This is a genomic window from Polaribacter glomeratus (assembly GCF_002954665.1).
In the GTDB taxonomy this organism is placed as follows: Bacteria; Bacteroidota; Bacteroidia; order Flavobacteriales; family Flavobacteriaceae; genus Polaribacter; species Polaribacter glomeratus.
The window spans coordinates 1,396,996-1,417,385 of sequence record NZ_MSCM01000002.1 but is presented as its reverse complement, the minus strand read 5'-3'; the positions used below and the strand labels follow the sequence as shown (position 1 = coordinate 1,417,385).

Below are 20,390 nucleotides of genomic sequence, written 5' to 3'. Positions count from 1 at the left end.
TATTTTTATACCATGTTTGCATTAATAGATTGTAATAATTTTTATGCGTCTTGTGAGCGGGTTTTTAACCCTAATTTACAAGGAAAACCAGTTGCTATTTTAAGTAATAACGATGGCTGTGTTATCTCTATGAGCGATGAAGCTAAAAAATTACAACTACCTTTTGGTGCGCCAATTTTTAAATGGGAACAATTTTGTAAAGCAAATAATATTATTGTTTTATCTTCAAATTATCCTTTGTATGGAGATATGAGTGCAAGAGTAATGAGTATTTTATCAGACTTTTCTCCAGATATTGAAGTATATTCTATAGATGAATCTTTTTTAGAATTAAAAGGTTTTGAAAATTATAATCTTACCGAATATCCAACTAGTATGAGAAGCCGTGTTTTAAAATGGACAGGCATACCAACTTGTGTAGGTATTGCACCAACAAAAGCATTGACTAAAGTTGCCAATAAAATTGCCCGTTCTAACCTAAAACAGTCTAAAGGAATTTGCATTATTGATTCTGATGAAAAAAGAATTAAAGCTTTAAAATGGACTAAAATTGGAAATGTTTGGGGAATTGGAAGTCGCCTAAAAAAACGCTTACAAGAAAAAGGATGTGAAACTGCATACGATTTTACGCAACTTTCTAGCGATTGGGTTTTAAAAAATTTCTCTATTGTAGAATGGCGTTTGCACAAAGACTTACAAGGTATTTCTAAAATTCCGTTAGGCGAAGTTTCATCAAAAAAGATGATTGCAACTACAAGAAGTTTTGAATACACATACACAGATATTGATAATATTAAAGAACGTATTTCTACGTTTACTGCAAGTTGTGCTCAAAAATTACGTGTACAGAAATCGAGCTGCCACATGCTAATTGTGCAACTTTCTAGTGACCGATATCAAAAAGATTTAGAACAATATAGCGCAAGTAAAACAGTAGTTTTTTCATATCCAACAGATTCTACTTTAACCATTTCTAATGCTGCGATAGAAGCTGTAAAAACGATTTTTAAAAGCGGCATTAAATATAAAAGAGCAGGTGTTATTGTTACTGGTTTAGTGCCAAATGATAATTTTCAACTCAATTTATTTTCGAGCGAAAACCCAAAACACAAACCTTTAATGGCTGCTATTGATAAATTAAATAGTAAATTTAAATCGGATAAAATTAAACTTGGCAATCAAGATTTAAAACGCACATGGAAAATGCGTCAAGACAGGTTATCGCCTAAATTTACAACCAATATTCATCAAATAATAACGGTAAACGCAACTAAATAAGGCCACTTTTTATGAATTCTAATTATAAAATTCTAGCTGTTTTTGACTATTCTACAGAAGCTCATGTAACAAAATCAAGATTATATGCAGAGGGTTTTAAAACAATGCTGATGGATGAAAAAACGATAGATTCAGATCCTTTAATTAGCAATGCAATTGGTGGCGTAAAATTGTTGGTTCATCAAAATGACTTTGACAAAGCTGCAGAAATCTATAATGAAATTAGAACGTATCAGAAAGACAAAAGCGGAAATGATATTTTTTGCACAAATTGCAACTCTAATAAAATTTTAATTGCGCCACTTCAAAGAAAAAATATCTTTTATATGTTATTCCCTTTTTTCGAAAAAACTAGACATCGCTGTAATGATTGTAAAACAGTATTTTAAGTTATAAAAAAATATTGAACATATACAAAAATGTTATAATTTGCAGTTAAATGAAAACATCAAAAATACTAACTTTTTTTACGCCAAAAGCTTCCACAGGAAATGGAGCAATCTTAGTTGACGTTGGCATTTCTGCTGGGTTTCCTTCGCCTGCAGACGATTTTAGAGAAACTAGAATTTCTTTGGATGATGAATTAATCAGAAATAAAGACGCTACTTTTTTTGCAAAAGTAAAAGGGCAATCTATGATTGATGCTGGTTTAGATGATAATGATTTGTTAGTAATTGACCGAAGCTTAGAACCTGCAAACAACAAAATTGCCGTTTGCTTTTTAGACGGCGAGTTTACAGTAAAACGTTTGCGTGTCGAAAAAAATGAAGTTTGGTTGCAACCAGAAAACCCTAATTATCCTATTATAAACATCACCGAAGAAAATGATTTTGTTATTTGGGGAATTGTAACAAACGTCATCAAAAAAGTTTAAAATTACCTTTTTTTAATATTTTATTATTGTTTATCGATAATTTTTATATATTTGCATCAGCAACTATTAAAAATTATTTAAAATGAAAACAGCAAAAATATTAAAAGTAATGCACATCCTTTCCTGGATTGTTTTTATTGGCTTATGTATAAAAACAGGTGCAATTTTAATCTCTTACTTTATAAGTACCGGTAGCCCCGAAGCTGCACGAAATTTGTATACAGGTTTAGATTTATCAGAATATTACAACCACAGTTTTAGACAATACACTTTTATCGTAAGTTATAAAGTGGCACTTTTTGCAACTGAAGCTTATATTGCCTTTCTAGTTACTGAATTATTAAGTTCATTAAACTTAGAGAAACCCTTTAATTTAGTAGTTCAAAAACTAATGCAAAATATAAGTTATAGCATTTTTAACTTATGGGTTCTTGCGATTCTACACAACGCTCATGTAAAATTTTTAGCAAAAAAATATGACTACTCCATGGATTTGTTCTCGAGTGATTTTATCTTTTTAGCAGGAGTAATTTTCATTTTTGCCCAAATGGTAAAAAGAGGCATTGAAATTCAATCAGAAAATGATTTAACAATATAAATTATGAGAAAATTATCTATTTTAAAAGCAACTGTAGACCTACTTTGGATCTTTTCTACACCAATAATACTTATCCTTCTTAGCTTTTCTATTGCAATATTCTTTATCGATCTTGGCGAATTTAATATTGAAATGAATTCAGTTAATTTTAATGAAAACGACATGCTATCAAAAGTATTATTTGCAATCTCTTCACTAAATTATTTATTGATTATTGCTGCCTTATACTTCTTTAGAAAAGTATTAAACTCTTTTATAAGAGTAAAAATATTTGAAGAAACAGTTAGTAAACTATTTAAAAAAATAGGAAATCTATTGATTATCTCTGGTTTTATTTCGCTAATTATATCCATAATTTCTACAATTTATTTTGAACAAAAAGTAACCTTAGAATTTAGCTTAAATCAACATTTAGTAATTATCTGTCTAGGCCTATTCTTTTTAATTTTAAGTGAAATATTCAAAATAGCTACATCAGCAAAACAAGAAAATGACTTAACAATATAACAATGGCAATCATCGTAAATTTAGATATAATGCTTGCCACTCGTAAAATGCGGAGTAAAGAATTGGCAGAAATAATAGGTATTACCTCCGCAAATTTATCCGTTTTAAAATCAGGTAAAGCAAAAGCAATTCGGTTTTCTACTTTAGAAGCAATTTGCAAAGCTTTAGATTGTCAGCCTGCAGATATTTTAGAATATCAAGAAGATTAAAAGCATCTCGATACAATTTTGCGAAAAAACAAAATCACTCGATGTGACATCAAGAATATAGAACATAAAAAAAACTCCGAACAAAATTCGGAGTTTTTAAATTAGATTCCTGTCTTTACAAAAATGATAAATTTGTTTTATTTATTCATCGGCTCGTCCATATTCATATATAATATATCAACATCTGTAGCCTCTTTACCTAATAAATATTTACTAAAATGATCTGCTCTTAACCAAAAAGAATATTCTGTCATATCACCAAAACCATGTCTTTGCCCTGGCATAATCATAAATTTAAAACGTTTATGCGCTTTAATTAATTGTTCTGCCATTCTAATTGTTCCTGCAGGATGCACGTTGTTATCCATATCTCCATGAATTAACATTAAATGCCCTTTTAAGTTTTTTGCCAGAGACTGATTGTAATCAATGTCATATTTATGAGAGATCTTCCCTTTTTCGTCAATTTCTTCTTTTACTCCGTGATGCGTTTCACTCCACCAAGAATTGTATACTCTATTATCATGATTTCCTGCGGATGAAACTGCCGCTTTAAAGAAATCTGGATACACTAACATTGCTGCTGTAGACATAAATCCACCGCCAGAATGACCGTAAATTCCTACTTTTTCAATATCGATAAACGCGTGTTTGTTAGCTAATTGTTGTGCTACATATTTTTTATCAGCCAAACCATAATCACGTAAGTTTCCGTAACCGTAATTATGATACCATTTAGATCTGTCTGGATGACCACCTCTATTTCCTAAAGTAATTACCACAAAACCAACTTGCGCCATTCTATCTAAACGATCCATTCTATAAGAAAAAGATTTGTTTACAGCTTCGGTTTGTGGTCCTGGATACACATATTCTAACAACGGATATACTTTTGTAGAATCCATATCAAAAGGCTTGTACATCACTCCGTAAATATCAGTAATTCCGTCATCTGCTTTTACTTTAAAAGGTTCTGGAAATTGATATCCTGATGCAAATAATTGCGATAAATCTGCAGTTTCTAAATCTAAAATTAATTTTCCGTTCGTATCTCTCACTTCCGATTTTGGAGTGGTATTTACTCTAGAAAAATTATTTACAAAATATTGATTCGAATCAGACATCGAAGAAGTTGTTGTAAAATCTCCTGGATCTAAAGTCTTTAATCCAGATCCCTTTAAATTAATTTTATAGGTATGCGCATAATAAGGATCTTGGTCTTTATGCACACCATTTGCAGTAAAATATAAAGTTCGGCTTTTTTCATCTAAACCTTCAAAACCTGCCACATGATAATCGCCTTCTGTAACTTGGTTTTTTAAGTTACCATCCGCATCATATAAATAAAAATGCGCCCAACCATCGCGTTCTGCCCAATGCAACATTTCTGTTTCATTGTTAAATAAAATTAAGGGCGCAGACTCTATATACGTATTAAAGCGCTCTTCAATTAACGTTCTATACTCACCTGTATTGATATCAGCAACATTAATATCTAGTTTTTTTCTATCTCTAGAAATCACACTAAAATAAATTTTTCCTTTTTTTGATAACAGCAAAGAAGGTGTAAAATCGTCATCTCTGTCAGATTGTTTTCTTGGTGCTCTAAAAACAGTTAAACTTTGCTGACGAACCGTATCTAAAGCAACTTTTGCATGCGTTTTTGTTGGAATATCAAAAATTAATAATTCTGATTTGTAATATTCTTGCTCTCCTGGCATATGATATTTATAAGTTTCTAACGTTGGTCTTTTTTTACCTGTAGAATTAATTACCCATAAATCTTTAATGTGTCTAGCATCCGATTTTTCGAACACAAACTTTTTAGAATCGTGAGACCAAGTTCCCCAAACACCTTTACGTTTGTCTTTATTTTTGTCTTTATCAACATTATCTTCTCTTGAGTCGCCACCGTAACCGTAGTTTTCTTCCCCATCTTTTGTCCATTGATTTTCTACAACAGTGCTATCTTTTTCGTTTTCAATAAACTTTTTAAAGTTTATTTTATCCATCCAATACAAATTAAATTGTTTGGAGTATAAGACGATAGAACTATCGGGAGCAATGTTTGCCCATTTTTCCCATGGTTTTTTCTCTTCTTTTTTTGTGTTGATAATTTTCAAACCATTACTACCTAATATATATTCTAAATAGTAAGTTTTTTTCTCCATTTTTGGTTTCTTCGTTTTTTCACTTTTAGTAGAAATAGAATCATTTTCTACATCTTCTTTTTCATCAACGAACTCCACTTCTTCGGTTGACTTTACTCTAAAACGAATTGCATTTTCTGCTTCATTAAATTTAAAATCAAAACGAGGTAAATGAGTTGCATCATAAGGATCTTTGGTGATTTCTGTTAACCACTTGGCCATCTTTATATTGTCAAAAAGTTCGTTTTTACTTTTTTTATCAAGATCGACCAAATAATGATTAGATCCATTAGATGTTTTGTAGGCGTACCAAAAACGGTTTCCTTTTTTTAACCAATGCGGATTTACAACTGTTGAATGCACCATTTTGGCTAGGTTTTCTGGCGAATATTTAGCAGCTTGCCTGTAGTTTGGAGTTGGTGTTTCTTGCGCAGAAATTGCCGATATCATGCATAAAAGCACAAAAAATAAAAGACTATTTTTCATTTGTAGTTATTGTTTAGTTTTAATTAGGAGCTAAAGTTCTCGAAAACAAATTATACCACAAATAATAAAGTAATTTATATTACTAGTTTAACGCTTTTTAACAATTAATTAAGATTCCGTTTCTCAACAAAGAACCTTTTTAATAGTTGCGAACATTCTTTTTCTAAAACTCCACTAACAACTTTTGTCTTTGGATGTAAGGTAGTTTTTAAATTTACAAAACCTCTTTCTAGTTCAGAGGCTCCATAAACAATTTTATCAATTTGCGCCCAATAACTTGCACCAGCGCACATTTGGCAAGGCTCTAAAGTAACATACAATACGCACTCTTTTAAATACTTACCTCCTAAAAAATCTGCTGCAGCAGTAAAAGCCTGCATTTCTGCGTGTGCAGTTACATCTGTTAAGGTTTCTGTTAAATTGTGCGCTCTCGCAATAATTTGATTTTTATGAACAATAATTGCACCCACAGGCACTTCTCCTTTATCATAAGCTGCTTCTGCTTCTTGCAACGCTTTTTTCATAAAATAACTATCGTCAAAAGGTGTTATCATACATTATATATTAATTGTGTAAATTTAAGTAATTATTTTACGATAGATTTGCATTTCTTAACAGTCGGTTTTACAGACACAAAAATGTATATTGTATTTTTGCAAAGAGATGAATAATTTGTTAGATAACATATCAAACCCATCAGATTTAAGAAAATTAAATCCTGATCAATTACCGCAATTAGCAAAAGAATTGCGTGCATTTATTATTGACATTATTGCTACAAAAGAAGGACATTTAGGCGCAAGTTTAGGCGTTATAGAACTCACAATTGCACTTCATTATTTGTTTAATACACCAAATGATTTATTGGTTTGGGATGTTGGTCATCAAGCTTACGGGCATAAAATTTTAACGGACAGAAAAGATGTTTTTCATACCAATAGACAGTTAGGCGGCATTGCTGGTTTCCCATCAATTAAAGAAAGCGAATTTGATGCTTTTGGCGTTGGGCATTCTTCTACTTCTATTTCTGCAGCATTAGGTATGGCAATTGCATCTAACTTAAAAGGAGAAACAGAAAAACATCATATTGCAGTTATTGGAGACGCTTCTATTGCAAGCGGTATGGCTTTTGAAGCGTTGAATCATGCAGGTGTTTCTGATGCTAACTTATTGATTATTTTAAATGACAATGCAATCGGTATTGATCCTTCTGTTGGCGCATTAAAAGAATATTTAACGAAGGTTAAGACGGATAAAAAATTAGCAGCTCAAAATAACATTATAAAAGCTTTAAATTTTGATTATTCTGGACCCGTTGATGGTCACAATTTACCTAAAATTTTATCCGAGTTAAAGCGATTAAAGTCAGTAAAAGGTCCAAAATTTTTACATGTAATTACTACTAAGGGTAAAGGTTTACAGCAAGCCGAAGAGGATCAAGTTACCTATCATGCGCCAGGAAAATTTGATAAAATTTCTGGAGAAAGAATTAAAAAAGAAGAGAGTTTATATACTAAATATCAAGATGTTTTTGGAAAAACAATTGTAGATTTAGCAAAACAAAATGAACGTATTGTTGGTATTACACCCGCAATGCTAACCGGAAGTTCGTTAAAATTTATGTTGCAAGAGTTCCCTAAAAGAACTTTTGATGTTGGTATTGCAGAACAACATGCAGTTACTTTAGCTGCCGGCATGGCAACGCAAGGATTAATTCCGTTTTGTAATATTTATTCAACCTTTTTACAACGTGCTTACGATCAAGTAATTCATGATGTTGCTTTGCAAAATTTACCCGTTGTTTTTTGTTTAGATAGAGCTGGTTTGGTTGGTGAGGATGGTGCTACACATCACGGTGTTTTTGATATTGCCTATTTAAGATGTATTCCTAATTTAATTATTTTTGCACCAAGAAATGAAATTGAATTACGCAATATTTTATATACCGCTCAATTAGGTTTAAAAAATCCGATTGCTATTCGCTATCCAAGAGGAAAAGGAAATATTATTGATTGGCAAAAACCTTTCGAGGCAATAGAAATAGGAAAAGGAATTTGTTTAAAAGAAGGAAACCACATTGCTGTTTTATCTGTTGGAACAATTGCTGATACTGTTTCTGAAGCAATTATTTTATCAGAAAAAAACTTAGACAAGCTCAGCCCAAATTCCTTAATTGCGCATTTTGATATGCGTTTTATAAAACCTTTGGATGAAAATTTATTGCATCAAATTTTTGAAAAATATCCAACGATCATTACCCTTGAAGACGGAACAATTAAAGGCGGATTTGGCTCTTCGATTTTAGAATTTGCATCTAAATATTTATACAAAAACAATATTAAAATTCTAGGAATTCCTGATGAATTTATAGAACACGGAAACACACTGCAACTTCAAAAAAATATTGAACTAGATGCGCTATCTCTTTCGCATCTGATAGATAGTTTTTAACACAAAAAAAGACGCTTATAGAGGCGCCTTTTTTTTTATAAAGTTAAAAAACTATTATTTTATAATAATTTTCTTAGAAGATTGTTTGTTATTCTCATCAACTAAATTTACAATATAAACTCCTGCTTTCAAATTCACTGAAACAGTCTGTTTACTTGCTGCATTAAAGTTGATATTTTTAGTATACACTTGTCTACCATTTAAATCAAATAGTATAAGTTTTGATTTCCCGGATGTGTTTCTTGCAAAAACTGTAAAATTACCACTAGAAATTGTTGGATATAGGGTAAACACTTTAACATCATTTAATACCTCATCAATAGAAGCTACAGCACCTTCAATAGATTTTATAGCCCATCCAAAAGAATTGGCTCCGGGATCTGAAACTAAACTAAACCTAATTACAACTGTTTCACCAATAGAAAACCCTTTATCTGTTAAAATTATGGTTTGAGATTTAAACAAGTTGTCGTTAACGGAAGCATTTGTTCCTTTATTATATTCATCTAACCATTCTGTAAATCTTCTTGCGTCGTACTTATCTATAGTTTTCCAAGTTTGTAAATCAGTAGATGCCTCTATAAGTACGTAATCATAAAAACTATTTAAATCACTTAGATTATCTGTATAAGGTTCTACAATTGCTACATCTTCGTAGGTGAAATTTTTATTAGCTTCCGTGATGATCAATGGTTTTTTTAGAATTGTACTGTACACTTTATTATCTTGATAAGGATGTTCTGAATTATTTAAAACTAAGCTAGAAACAGCGCCATTAACATTATCAATCTTAAAACTATTATTATAGACATAAACGTCTGATGCTTTAAATTCAGAGACTCCAATACTTTGAGATGCATTTTCAAAATCTATTACCTCAAATACATATTCTTGAATTATAGTTTGATTATTATTTGCATCATCAAATAACTGAACACCTACTTTATGAGAACCCTCTGGTAAATCTAACGTTTCATATTGATAAGCTACACCTGTACTAAAATTTTGTATAACTTCACTTTGTTCTACATCATCAATAAAAATTTTAACTCTGTTTACATCATCTGCTGTAACATTATAAGTTACCACTGTTTTTAAACTTTCAATACCTTTCTGTTTTGCAGAAAGTGTTGGTAAAGTCAAAAATGGAGCAATCTCATAAGAGTCTAACTCACTAAGTGTGGCAGACCAAATACCTCTACCATACGTTGCAATTACTACTTGATCGTTGACAATTTTCATGTCATACACAGCTGCAGGTATAAATTCTGATACTAAACTCCAGTTTGTTCCACCATTTTCTGTTTGAAAAATACCAATGTCTGTTCCAGCCCAAATTATATTTTTATCAAACGGCATTTCTAAAATACTGTGCACAGCTACATCTGGAAAACCTGTATCGGTCGATGTAGAAAAACCAGAAATATCTGTCCATGTAACCCCTAAATCTTCTGTTTTTAAAATTTTTGCTGCACCTTGTGCAGAAAATAAAGCGTAAGCTCTATTACCTTCTATATAAGAAACTCCGATACCAGAAATAGAATAATTATGAGCTCTTCTAGGATCATCAAAAGTATTCGTTTTAGAAAAGATTTGCCCATTATCTTGTGATACATGTAGTGCAAAAGTACCGTCTTCTCTCATTCTTGATCCGGCCCAAACAATATTAGGATCTGCAGGAGATACTTTTACATTTAAAGCACTACTAGAATTCGTACTAAAGTTAGCTGTAATGGGACTTAAATTCCAAGTTCCTGCAAAATCTGTAGATCGCCAAACACCACTTTTACTAATTGTAAACACTACATCTGGGTTGTTATCTGCACTAGCTAACTTTGAATAGAAAGGAGATTTTGTATTATCTCCAGAATCTGGTGTATTTGCATTACTTCCAGAAAAATTAATAAATCTATATATAACACCTGTTTGAGAGGTAGTGATAAAATTACCTGGTTTGTTATAATGCCAAAGAACTTCAAAACCATCACCACCAGAAGCTCTTACATAATTTTTATCTTTGGAAGAATTATTTCCAGTAGATCTCCAACTACCGTTATCCTGAGCTCCCGCTAAATAATTATCCTGTCCGTTTTGTTTGGCAACTCCATAAAACTGTGTACTGTTTTTACCTAGGGCTATACCTGACCAATCACCTTCTGTAGCACCTGGATCTAAGTTAGTTGAAGTACTATAAACACCTCCATCATTGGCTAAAAGGATTTTAAATTCCTGATTATTACCAAGTATGGTAAATAAGCCATGTTGATCTACATGTACTTCATCATTTATTTGATTTCTGCTATACCCAGAAGCAATTGATCTAGAAGTAAAATTGCTACCAGAAATAGTAACCTTAAATACAGCGATTCCTCCTACGTAAAAAATATCAGAATCGTATGGATGTGCCATAATAACGTTATCATACCAACCTTGCCCTGTTAATAAATTCGCAGATGCAGCAGTGCCATTAGTATTTAAGTTTGTAAAAGTTGCTCCTTTGTCTCTTGAAACATAAAAATCTGTATTTACCCCAACAGTTGCATTAGATGACCCAGTATAAACACTTAATAAAACAGTATTTGGGTCTGCAGGTGAAACTGCTGTTTCAAATCTGCTGTGATTACCATTATAATCTGATCTATTAAATACTACAACCCAATTAACACCGCCGTCTGTAGATTTTACAATTCCTAGGTTATAAACTGACCCATAAAGAATATTAAAGTCTGAAGGATCTGCATCTAAATCCTGAACTCCTCTTCCTGATGAGTTGTAACTTCTTGTCCAAGTTACACCTCCATCAGTAGTTCTATAAATACCTCTTGACGCTGCAACTAAAACATTATCTTTGTCCGCAGGATTTATAATTATTCTACCAACATCTCCAAAAGTACTCGTATTGGTTAAATGCTGCCAAGTTGCACCGCCATCTGTGGTTTTAAAAATGCCTGAACCTCCAATAGCACCTAAATTCCCAAACGGTTCTCCTGTACCAACATATAATGTGCTTGAGTCTGTTTGACTAATTTCTACTGTTGATGTTGCCAAATTAGGGATTTGAGTATCTGTGACACTTTGCCATGTAACACCTGCGTCTTGTGTTAACCAAACACCTCCACCAACAGTTCCTGCAAACCACTTGTTAGGATTTGTTGGATCTACTGCTATTCCTCTAGTTCTTCCAGGCACGTTTACAGGGCCTCTTTCTATAAAAACAGGAGTTAATGCATTTGCACTTTTTTTTGCCAAAGAAGACTTCTTCGATTTGTTATATTCTGCAACTAAATACCCTTCTTTATAAGTAGATTTTTCTGCATCTAAAGATTTTCTAATTTCTTTTTGGTAATCTGCAATGTACTCGATTCCTTTTTTATGCTCACTATTTGAATTTTTGCTTTTTTGTTTAACTTCTTTTGGTACAAGAACCTCCCCATCAGGCTTGCTGTTGCAAGAAGTTAAAAAGACTAATGAGATCGCTACATAAAAAACTGGAGAGTAAAATATCTTCATTATTAAATTTTTATAATTATAAAATCATTATTTGAGTTATTATCACTTGTACCTGAAAACTCGTCTGGCTCTTTTTCAATCATTCCAATGTAATTGAAACACTTTAAGCTTGTCATATCCAACCATTCTATCTTAGTCCCAATAAAAACACCTTCTTTCTTTTGTGTTTTTGTTTTTACATCTACCACTGTATAATAGAAGGTTGTTGGCAAATTACCGTCTATATTATAATTTAAAATTAAAAGTAAACTTTTATTTTCATTATAAATTTCTTTAGTGGTATCTGTTACTTCAACGTTTATTTTAGTTTCCTCTTTAGGATTTTTCAAATCTTTAGACTTACAATTAAAAATAAATGAAACAATAAAAATTAGAATTAAAAATTGAATATACTTCATTTTATAGATAATTTATTATGGTATATATTTGTATTAGGCATTTACTCCTACTAACATTAAAGCTAATTTTTTGTAAGAAATAAGGTAATTTATGTAAACTACACAATATTTCCCATTAATTTCTTGTGCATTCTAATTGCATAACTATCAGACATACCAGCAACATAACTACAAATCATCATAATTCTGTTGTATAAGTTTGTACTTTCTATTTGATATTCTTCTGGCAATAAATTTAAAACTAAGGCGTCATAATTAGAATCATTTCCATCAAACTTATTGTTTAGAGCAGTTACAAAGACATCTAATAAATCAGCAATAATTCTATACCCAGCAACTTCTTTTTCTACAACTTCTTTACTTTTATAGATTTTTGAAACACTAATTTTTATAATATCATTAATTTGCGCTTCGTATTTACATTTCTCTAATAAAGACTTCTCAAAAGTTCCATTTAGAATTGCTTTTTCATTCGCAAGAAAAATATCGACAGCTTCGTTAATTAAAACCCCAATTGCCAAAGCGCGCAAATAACTTACTCGATCCTTTTTACACTGTAAAGAGTGATATTTTTTGCTATCAATGGTATCTTTCACCAACTTTATCATGTATTCTAAAGCAAATTCCTCTTCAATTAAACCAAGATTAATTCCGTCTTCAAAATCGATAATAGTGTAACAAATATCGTCTGCTGCTTCTACTAAATAGGCTAAAGGATGTCTGTAAAACGAATTATTTTCAACTGATTTTTGCAACAAACCTAACTCTTTAGCAACATCTAAAAATTCAGTTTTTTCTGATTGAAAAAATCCGTATTTTTTATCAACAATATGATTTGTAGGTTTCTTTGGTAAGCTCTCTTTCGGATATTTTAAAAACGCTCCTAAAGTTGCATAACTTAAACGCAACCCTCCAGAAACACCTTCTCTAGATTCTGTAAGAATTTTAAATCCGTTTGCATTTCCTTCAAAATCAATTAGATCTTGGTATTCTTTTGCTGATAAATCGTTTTTGTATTTAACTCCTTTGCCTGATTTAAAATACTCGCCAATTGCTTTTTCTCCTGAATGCCCAAAAGGTGGATTCCCAATATCGTGTGTTACAGAAGCTGCTGCAACAATAGCACCAAAATCATTAAAAGTATAGCCTAGCTCTACTAAGTTTGGATGACGTTCTAACAAAACCTTACCAACTCTTCTGCCCAAAGTTCTACCAACTACAGAAACTTCTAAACTATGGGTTAATCGTGTGTGTACAAAATCGGTTTCTGATAACGGAATCACCTGTGTTTTGTCTTGTAAACTTCTAAATGCTGATGAAAATATAATTCTATCAAAATCTACATCGAAGCCTAAACGTGTTTCATCTTGTGCAATTCTTGGTCTTTTTTGTGTGTCGCCAAAACGTTTTAAAGAAAGTAGTTGTTCCCAGTTCATAGTATGCTAAATTTACTTGTATTGAACTTAATTTAAAAGTTCAATATTTTTTATAATGAGATTTTGAAACAAGTTCAAAATAACGAGAGTTCGAAAATACAAAAAAAGAGAAGCATTTCTACTTCTCTTTTTTTGAACTTTTATTTAAAATAGATCTTTGCGAAAACAACAAACAAAATACTCTTTATAGACAGATTGCTTCACTTTATTCGCAATGACTTTTCTATTAAGATCCACACATCAAACAATCGTCATCTGGCGCTCCGTTTTTAGAAGCATCCACCATTGATTTAAATTCTGCAGGACTCATTGGTTTTTCTTCAATTACCTCTTCTGTTTTTTCTTTAGAAACGGTAAACTGAGTTGCATTTACTGCCGATTTTGTTCTTAAATAGTACATTCCTGTTTTTAAGCCAGATTTCCATCCGTAGAAATGCATTGATGTTAATTTACCAAAATCTGGATCTTTCATAAACAAGTTTAAAGATTGAGATTGATCTATAAAATAACCTCTATGACGGGCCATATCTATAATATCTTTCATACTCAACTCCCAAACTGTTTTGTACAATTCTCTTAAATCTGCAGGAATAGATTCTATATGCTGTACAGAACCATTTGCACGCATAATGTTTTCTTTCATATCATTATCCCACAAACCTAATTGTACTAGATCTTCTAGTAAATGTTTGTTTACAACAATAAACTCTCCAGATAAAACTCTACGTGTATAAATATTAGAAGTATACGGCTCAAAAGCTTCGTTATTTCCTAAAATTTGCGAAGTAGATGCAGTTGGCATTGGCGCCATTAACAATGAGTTTCTAACTCCGTGCTTCATTACTTGCTTACGCAATTTAGCCCAATCCCAATTTCCACTTAATTCTTCATCTTTAATTCCCCACATATTGTACTGAAATTCTCCTTCAGACATTGGCGAACCTTTAAATGTAGAATAGGGTCCTTTTGCTTTAGCTAATTCCATAGAAGAAGTTACAGCTGCAAAATACATGGTTTCAAATATTTCTTGATTCAGTTTTTTAGCTTCATCACAGGTAAATGGTAAACGCAATTGAATAAAAGCATCTGCTAAACCTTGAATTCCTAAACCTACAGGTCTGTGTCTAAAATTAGAGTTTTCTGCTTCTTTTACAGGATAGTAATTCATATCAATCACTGTATCTAGATTACGAATTACTTTTTTAGTAATTTCAAATAATCTTTTATGATTGAAAAATTTCGCTCCGTTTTCTTTTTCAGAAACAAACATTGGTAATGCAATAGATGCTAAATTACAAACAGCAACTTCGTCTTTTGCTGTAAATTCCATAATTTCTGTACACAAGTTAGAAGAACGAATAGTTCCTAAATTTTTCTGATTTGTTTTGCGGTTTACAGCATCTTTATACAACATATATGGTGTTCCTGTCTCAATTTGAGATTCTAAGATTTTCTCCCATAATTCACGCGCTCTAATTGTTTTTCTACCTTTACCAGCAACTTCGTAACTTGTATATAAACGTTCAAATTCTTCGCCATACGTATCATATAAATGAGGACATTCATGAGGACACATTAACGTCCAATTTGCATCTTCTTCTACACGTTTCATAAATAAATCTGAAATCCACATTGCATAAAATAGATCTCTTGCACGCATTTCTTCTTTTCCATGATTTTTCTTTAAATCTAAAAAAGCAAAAATATCTGCATGCCAAGGCTCTAAATACATTGCAAAAGAACCTTTACGTTTTCCGCCACCTTGATCTACATAACGCGCCGTGTCATTAAATACTTTTAACATTGGCACAATTCCGTTAGATGTTCCATTAGTACCAGCAATGTAAGAACCTGTTGCTCTAATGTTATGTAAAGACAAACCAATACCGCCAGCAGATTGCGATATTTTAGCAGTTTGTTTTAACGTATCGTAAATTCCTTCAATACTATCATCTTGCATTTGCAATAAAAAACAAGAAGACATTTGTGGTTTTGGTGTACCTGCATTAAATAATGTTGGCGTTGCATGTGTAAAATATTTTTTACTCATTAACTCATAAGTTGCAATTGCTTCATCAATATCGTTTTTATGAATACCGATAGAAACACGCATTAACATATGTTGTGGACGTTCTGCAATTTGACCGTTCAATTTTAGTAAATAAGAACGTTCTAAAGTTTTAAAACCAAAATAATCGTAGTTAAAATCTCTATTGTAAATAATAGTAGAATCTAATTTCTCTGCATTGTCTTTGATTATTTTGTATACATCATCTGCCAATAATGGCGCTTTCTTTTCTGTACGTGGATTTACATAGTAATACAAATCATCCATCGTTTCGGAGAATGATTTTTTAGTGTTTTTATGTAAGTTAGAAACGGCTATTCTTGCTGCTAATTTTGCGTAATCTGGATGTGCAGTTGTCATTGTAGCGGCAGTTTCGGCTGCTAAATTATCTAATTCGGATGTGGTTACACCATCATACAAGCCCTCAATAACACGCATTGCAACTTTTACGGGTTCAACGATATCGTTTAATCCATAACACATTTTTTTAACTCTTGCAGTGATCTTATCGAACATCACTGGTTCTTGTTTGCCATCTCTTTTTAATACGTACATTGGGTTGTTGGTTTTATTTTAAACTTAATTATGATAGCCGCCAAAACATCCACATTTTGGCAGTTTATTTTTACAATTCTAATAAAAATTAGAATTTATATAGAAAATTTAGTTTCTGAGAGGGAAGTAAACTAAATTAAAAATCTGAATCGAAACTTATACTTCCTGTTCCTCCAGATTTTACACCCGCTTTTTGATACTCAGAAACTCTTTTTTCGAAGAAATTAGTTTTTCCTTCTAAAGAAATCATTTCCATAAAATCAAATGGGTTTGTTGCGTCATATTCTTTTTGACATCCAAATTCTAATAACAATCTGTCTGTAACAAATTCTAAATATTGGGTCATCAACTTAGAATTCATACCAATTAAACTTGCAGGCAAAGATTCTGTAATAAACTCACGTTCAATATTTAAAGCATCAATTAAAATTTCTCTAATACGCTCTGGAGCTACTCTATTTACAATATGATTATTATGTAAATGCACAGCAAAATCTGCATGCATTCCTTCATCCCTAGAAATTAATTCGTTAGAAAAAGTTAATCCAGGTAATAATCCTCTTTTCTTTAACCAGAAAATTGAACAAAATGCTCCTGAAAAGAAAATACCCTCAACAGCTGCAAAAGCAATTAAACGTTCTGCAAAAGAATCAGATTCTATCCATTTTAAAGCCCAATCTGCTTTTTTCTTAATTGCAGGGAAAACTTCAATAGCTCTAAACAATCTATCTTTTTCAACTTCGTCCTTAACATAGGTGTCTATTAATAAAGAATAAGTTTCAGAATGCACGTTTTCCATCATGATTTGAAATCCGTAGAAAAATTTTGCTTCAGAATATTGTACTTCATTTACAAAGTTCTCTGCTAAATTTTCGTTTACAATGCCGTCTGATGCAGCAAAAAATGCTAAAATATGTTTGATAAAATAACGCTCATCATCCGTTAACTTAGTGTTCCAATCTACAATATCAGCATGTAGATCAATTTCTTCTGCAGTCCAAAAACAGGCCTGTTGTTTTTTATACCACTCCCATAAATCATCATGTTGAATAGGAAAAATTACGAAGCGATTATCATTTGGTTGTAAAATTGGTTCTTTAAAAGACATTTATTATTGAAATTTGAGTGTTATTAAATCTTAATAAATCGCTTTGAAACGACTTCTACAAAGATGGAATTTTTTGTTCCAAAAAGAAAGCCATACTTATCCACAAAACCTATGAAGTTTTTAACAAAATGACTCTTTTTCGATTTTTTAGTGATTTTAAACTTTTTTTCAAAAAACTGTTTTACAGTGTTTTAAAATAAAAAAAACGCTTAAAGCCCTGATTGTATTGACATTCTTAAAATAGTTATCTAATAATTTTTTTATGCTTTTTTTTAAAGGCTTTATTCAAAAAAACATTGGTTGATTTTATTTATAAATAAAAAAAACAAACACTTAAAATATGTATATTTGATTATTATTAACATTTATTATTTATCAAAGTGAAAAACGGAACAGTAAAATTCTTCAATGAATCTAAAGGATTTGGATTTGTAATCGAAGATGGATCAAAAACAGAGTATTTTTTACATGTATCAGGCTTAATTGACGAAGTTAGAGAAGGCGATGCAGTAGAATTTGATCTTAAAGAAGGTAGAAAAGGTTTAAATGCAGTAGACGTTAGAGTAATCTAATATCTTAAAATTTTTTACAGAAAAAAGATCGTCTAAATTATTTTTAGACGATTTTTTTTTGCCGTATTTTTGTATAAATATTAAAGGTGATGAAAAATAGGTTTCCACAAATTGTACAAATTGCTATTATTTCTGTTTATTTAATTTTTTTGGCAGGTTCTGTTGTGAGAATGACGGGTTCTGGAATGGGCTGTCCTGATTGGCCAAAATGTTTTGGATATTACATTCCGCCAACTTCGGAAGATCAAATTACTTGGAAACCAAACACAACGTATACTAAAGGTATTATCATTATTAAAGACAAAGTTTTATTTGTTGCTGAAAAAGACCTTAAAACAGCCTCTGAATTCAACATAAATCATTGGAAAAGGTACGTAAAACATGATTATGCCACTTTTAATAAATTTCATACTTGGACAGAATATATAAATAGACTGGCAACCGTACTTTCTGGTTTTGTATTCTTGTTTTTAATCTATGCAGCATCCAAATTCTGGAAAGAAGACAAAAGAATACCGTTACTAGCCTATGCTGCTTTTTTCTTAATGTTAGTAGAAGCAGTAATGGGTAAAATGGTGGTAGATACAAATCTAAAACCTGGCTTAATAACCGTTCACATGGTTATAGGCTTGGTAATTATCGGCCTTTTATTACAGTTAAAATTCATTGTTTCTGCTAATAAAAAGGAATACAATTACAACTCATTATTCAATAAACTGTTGATTATTTCTGTCATTTTCTCTTTGATTCAAATTGCAATGGGTACGCAAGTAAGACAATTTATAGACGAACAAGTAAAACAATTTGGTTTTGAAAATAAGAATTACAGCTTAATGAATCCTAGTTTTAAATTCTATTTTCATAGATCATTTACCATTGCAATTGTACTTGTAAACTTCGGATTGTTTTACATCAATCAAATTAAAAAGCTAGGTTATAAATTGGTAAATTGGATTGTTTTCCTACTCTTTTTAGAAACCATTACTGGTATTTTAATGTATTACGCAGAATTCCCAATAGGAACGCAAGCAACACATTTATTAGCTGGAGCACTTTTATTTGGATTGCAATTTTATTTGTGGATACAGAGTAGAAAAACAGTTTTCAGTAGCAAGTAAATTAGTTGGCAGTTTTCATTAGCAGTTTCTCACGGTTACGCAAACCAAGCCAGCCTACTAATACTGATCACTGCGACTGAAAACTAAAGACTGTAAAATGATAAACGATAATTGTTGACTGAGAATTGAACACAAACCCTATGGATGCGCATTTACCCAAATTTCACCATCAGAAAAATGCTCTTTTTTCCAGATAGGAACCGTTTCTTTTAATGTGTCAATGGCAAATTCACAAGCTAAAAAGGCGGCTTTTCTATGTTTTGCAGATGCAGTGATGATTACAGGAATAGCGCCAATTTGAAGCATTCCTTCTGCATGATGAATCGCAATTTTTTTTATATCAAACTTTGATAACGCTAATTCTGCAATTTTTTGCATTTCTTTAATTGCCATTGGTTTGTAGGTAGAAAAATCTAATTGTGTCACCTCTTTTCCTTGCGTGTCGTTTCTAACAGTGCCAATAAATGCAGAAATTCCGCCACAAGAATCATCTTCTACAAAATTGTAACATGCTTGTAAATCTAATTTATCCGAAGTAATTTTAATTGAAGTTCTTTGCATTTTATGAGATTCTGAAACAAGTGCAACACTAAGACAAAAATAGGAAAACAATATTGTATTTTTGTAAAATAAAATAAAACGTCTTTAGAAAAGTTCTAAAAGCAACTAATCTGCTTCTAAGTTAACAGATTGCTTCGTAAACTCGCAATGACGAAAAATAAATACATGAAAAATATCTTTAGAGTTGTTAGTTTTTTAGAAGGAATTTCTTACTTATTATTAATGAGTTTAGGCTTGTATTACAAATATGCTTTAAACGACCCAAGTTTTGTGAAAATGTTTGGAATGCCTCACGGCGTTTTATTTATGCTGTACATTATTTTGGCAATCATGCTTAAAAAAGAAATGAATTGGAATATTAAAGATTTAGGAATCGTTTTACTGTGTTCTATTCTTCCTTTTGGAACTTTTTATATGGATTATAAATATTTAAAGAAATAGTTTTTTTTGTTGCACAGGGTCTCACAGAAAAAATAGAGATTCAGAGCATAAGTCTGTACACTAATTTCTT

At 31.3% G+C, this 20,390-nt stretch carries 18 protein-coding genes; 10 read left to right on the top strand and 8 right to left on the bottom strand.

Annotation, left to right across the window (positions count from 1 at the left end):
• Positions 1 to 12: 12 nt before the first annotated feature.
• The 6 genes from BTO16_RS16245 to BTO16_RS16220 all read left to right on the top strand — a co-directional run bounded on the left by BTO16_RS16245 (position 13) and on the right by BTO16_RS16220 (position 3,466).
• Positions 13 to 1,278 (top strand): Y-family DNA polymerase, encoded by a 1,266-nt coding sequence (locus BTO16_RS16245; protein WP_105022694.1) that lies wholly within the window; start codon positions 13 to 15, stop codon positions 1,276 to 1,278.
• An 11-nt stretch (positions 1,279 to 1,289) separates the two neighbouring features.
• On the top strand, positions 1,290 to 1,667 hold the full coding sequence (locus BTO16_RS16240; protein WP_105022693.1) for a putative signal transducing protein: 378 nt from the start codon (positions 1,290 to 1,292) through the stop codon (positions 1,665 to 1,667).
• Positions 1,668 to 1,717: 50 nt separating this feature from the next.
• Positions 1,718 to 2,152: a LexA family protein gene (locus BTO16_RS16235; RefSeq protein ID WP_105022692.1), complete on the top strand. Its 435-nt coding sequence runs from the start codon at positions 1,718 to 1,720 to the stop codon at positions 2,150 to 2,152.
• An 82-nt stretch (positions 2,153 to 2,234) separates the two neighbouring features.
• Positions 2,235 to 2,750: a DUF2975 domain-containing protein gene (locus tag BTO16_RS16230; protein WP_105022691.1), complete on the top strand. Its 516-nt coding sequence runs from the start codon at positions 2,235 to 2,237 to the stop codon at positions 2,748 to 2,750.
• A gap of 3 nt (positions 2,751 to 2,753) precedes the next feature.
• Positions 2,754 to 3,257, top strand: coding sequence for a DUF2975 domain-containing protein (locus tag BTO16_RS16225; RefSeq protein ID WP_105022690.1), 504 nt, complete (start codon positions 2,754 to 2,756; stop codon positions 3,255 to 3,257).
• 2 nt (positions 3,258 to 3,259) lie between these two features.
• Complete coding sequence (locus BTO16_RS16220; protein ID WP_105022689.1) at positions 3,260 to 3,466, top strand: helix-turn-helix domain-containing protein; 207 nt, start codon at positions 3,260 to 3,262, stop codon at positions 3,464 to 3,466.
• Positions 3,467 to 3,603: 137 nt separating this feature from the next.
• Here BTO16_RS16220 and BTO16_RS16215 read toward each other — a convergent pair whose 3' ends face one another.
• The gene (locus BTO16_RS16215) at positions 3,604 to 6,102 is read right to left on the bottom strand and encodes a S9 family peptidase (RefSeq protein ID WP_105022688.1); all 2,499 of its coding nucleotides are present in this window, start codon (positions 6,100 to 6,102) and stop codon (positions 3,604 to 3,606) included.
• A 104-nt stretch (positions 6,103 to 6,206) separates the two neighbouring features.
• Complete coding sequence (locus BTO16_RS16210) at positions 6,207 to 6,656, bottom strand: nucleoside deaminase (RefSeq protein WP_105022687.1); 450 nt, start codon at positions 6,654 to 6,656, stop codon at positions 6,207 to 6,209.
• 109 nt (positions 6,657 to 6,765) lie between these two features.
• Between BTO16_RS16210 and dxs the strand changes: the two genes are divergently transcribed.
• A complete protein-coding gene (gene dxs, locus BTO16_RS16205) occupies positions 6,766 to 8,553 on the top strand; it encodes a 1-deoxy-D-xylulose-5-phosphate synthase (RefSeq protein ID WP_105022686.1) in 1,788 nt (595 codons plus the stop codon).
• A 54-nt stretch (positions 8,554 to 8,607) separates the two neighbouring features.
• On the opposite strand, the gene BTO16_RS16200 is transcribed toward dxs, so the two are convergent.
• The 5 genes from BTO16_RS16200 to BTO16_RS16180 form a co-directional block, all read right to left on the bottom strand.
• Positions 8,608 to 12,063, bottom strand: coding sequence for a T9SS type A sorting domain-containing protein (locus tag BTO16_RS16200; protein WP_105022685.1), 3,456 nt, complete (start codon positions 12,061 to 12,063; stop codon positions 8,608 to 8,610).
• A 2-nt stretch (positions 12,064 to 12,065) separates the two neighbouring features.
• Positions 12,066 to 12,461 (bottom strand): hypothetical protein, encoded by a 396-nt coding sequence (locus BTO16_RS16195; RefSeq protein ID WP_105022684.1) that lies wholly within the window; start codon positions 12,459 to 12,461, stop codon positions 12,066 to 12,068.
• A gap of 98 nt (positions 12,462 to 12,559) precedes the next feature.
• Positions 12,560 to 13,897: a deoxyguanosinetriphosphate triphosphohydrolase gene (locus BTO16_RS16190; RefSeq protein ID WP_105022683.1), complete on the bottom strand. Its 1,338-nt coding sequence runs from the start codon at positions 13,895 to 13,897 to the stop codon at positions 12,560 to 12,562.
• Between the two features lie 226 nt (positions 13,898 to 14,123).
• On the bottom strand, positions 14,124 to 16,520 hold the full coding sequence (locus BTO16_RS16185; RefSeq protein ID WP_105022682.1) for a ribonucleoside-diphosphate reductase subunit alpha: 2,397 nt from the start codon (positions 16,518 to 16,520) through the stop codon (positions 14,124 to 14,126).
• 136 nt (positions 16,521 to 16,656) lie between these two features.
• Positions 16,657 to 17,628 (bottom strand): ribonucleotide-diphosphate reductase subunit beta, encoded by a 972-nt coding sequence (locus BTO16_RS16180; protein WP_105022681.1) that lies wholly within the window; start codon positions 17,626 to 17,628, stop codon positions 16,657 to 16,659.
• 380 nt (positions 17,629 to 18,008) lie between these two features.
• On the opposite strand from BTO16_RS16180, the gene BTO16_RS16175 reads away from it, so the two are divergent.
• A complete protein-coding gene (locus tag BTO16_RS16175) occupies positions 18,009 to 18,200 on the top strand; it encodes a cold-shock protein (RefSeq protein WP_105022680.1) in 192 nt (63 codons plus the stop codon).
• A gap of 89 nt (positions 18,201 to 18,289) precedes the next feature.
• Complete coding sequence (locus BTO16_RS16170; RefSeq protein ID WP_105022679.1) at positions 18,290 to 19,318, top strand: COX15/CtaA family protein; 1,029 nt, start codon at positions 18,290 to 18,292, stop codon at positions 19,316 to 19,318.
• A gap of 138 nt (positions 19,319 to 19,456) precedes the next feature.
• Here the strand turns inward: BTO16_RS16170 and BTO16_RS16165 are convergent, their stop codons facing one another.
• On the bottom strand, positions 19,457 to 19,879 hold the full coding sequence (locus BTO16_RS16165) for a molybdenum cofactor biosynthesis protein MoaE (protein ID WP_105022678.1): 423 nt from the start codon (positions 19,877 to 19,879) through the stop codon (positions 19,457 to 19,459).
• 165 nt (positions 19,880 to 20,044) lie between these two features.
• Between BTO16_RS16165 and BTO16_RS16160 the strand changes: the two genes are divergently transcribed.
• Complete coding sequence (locus tag BTO16_RS16160) at positions 20,045 to 20,320, top strand: DUF3817 domain-containing protein (protein ID WP_105022677.1); 276 nt, start codon at positions 20,045 to 20,047, stop codon at positions 20,318 to 20,320.
• Positions 20,321 to 20,390: the final 70 nt, after the last annotated feature.

Bases quoted from the DNA above. Each gene is read 5' to 3' on its own strand.
- BTO16_RS16210 (WP_105022687.1), bottom strand. From the start codon at position 6,656: ATGATAACACCTTTTGACGATAGTTATTTTATGAAAAAAGCGTTGCAA.
- BTO16_RS16165 (WP_105022678.1), bottom strand. From the start codon at position 19,879: ATGCAAAGAACTTCAATTAAAATTACTTCGGATAAATTAGATTTACAA.
- BTO16_RS16240 (WP_105022693.1), top strand. From the start codon at position 1,290: ATGAATTCTAATTATAAAATTCTAGCTGTTTTTGACTATTCTACAGAA.
- BTO16_RS16200 (WP_105022685.1), bottom strand. From the start codon at position 12,063: ATGAAGATATTTTACTCTCCAGTTTTTTATGTAGCGATCTCATTAGTC.
- BTO16_RS16215 (WP_105022688.1), bottom strand. From the start codon at position 6,102: ATGAAAAATAGTCTTTTATTTTTTGTGCTTTTATGCATGATATCGGCA.
- BTO16_RS16180 (WP_105022681.1), bottom strand. From the start codon at position 17,628: ATGTCTTTTAAAGAACCAATTTTACAACCAAATGATAATCGCTTCGTA.
- BTO16_RS16160 (WP_105022677.1), top strand. From the start codon at position 20,045: ATGAAAAATATCTTTAGAGTTGTTAGTTTTTTAGAAGGAATTTCTTAC.
- BTO16_RS16230 (WP_105022691.1), top strand. From the start codon at position 2,235: ATGAAAACAGCAAAAATATTAAAAGTAATGCACATCCTTTCCTGGATT.
- BTO16_RS16225 (WP_105022690.1), top strand. From the start codon at position 2,754: ATGAGAAAATTATCTATTTTAAAAGCAACTGTAGACCTACTTTGGATC.
- BTO16_RS16195 (WP_105022684.1), bottom strand. From the start codon at position 12,461: ATGAAGTATATTCAATTTTTAATTCTAATTTTTATTGTTTCATTTATT.
- dxs (WP_105022686.1), top strand. From the start codon at position 6,766: ATGAATAATTTGTTAGATAACATATCAAACCCATCAGATTTAAGAAAA.
- BTO16_RS16185 (WP_105022682.1), bottom strand. From the start codon at position 16,520: ATGTACGTATTAAAAAGAGATGGCAAACAAGAACCAGTGATGTTCGAT.
- BTO16_RS16220 (WP_105022689.1), top strand. From the start codon at position 3,260: ATGGCAATCATCGTAAATTTAGATATAATGCTTGCCACTCGTAAAATG.
- BTO16_RS16190 (WP_105022683.1), bottom strand. From the start codon at position 13,897: ATGAACTGGGAACAACTACTTTCTTTAAAACGTTTTGGCGACACACAA.
- BTO16_RS16245 (WP_105022694.1), top strand. From the start codon at position 13: ATGTTTGCATTAATAGATTGTAATAATTTTTATGCGTCTTGTGAGCGG.
- BTO16_RS16170 (WP_105022679.1), top strand. From the start codon at position 18,290: ATGAAAAATAGGTTTCCACAAATTGTACAAATTGCTATTATTTCTGTT.
- BTO16_RS16235 (WP_105022692.1), top strand. From the start codon at position 1,718: ATGAAAACATCAAAAATACTAACTTTTTTTACGCCAAAAGCTTCCACA.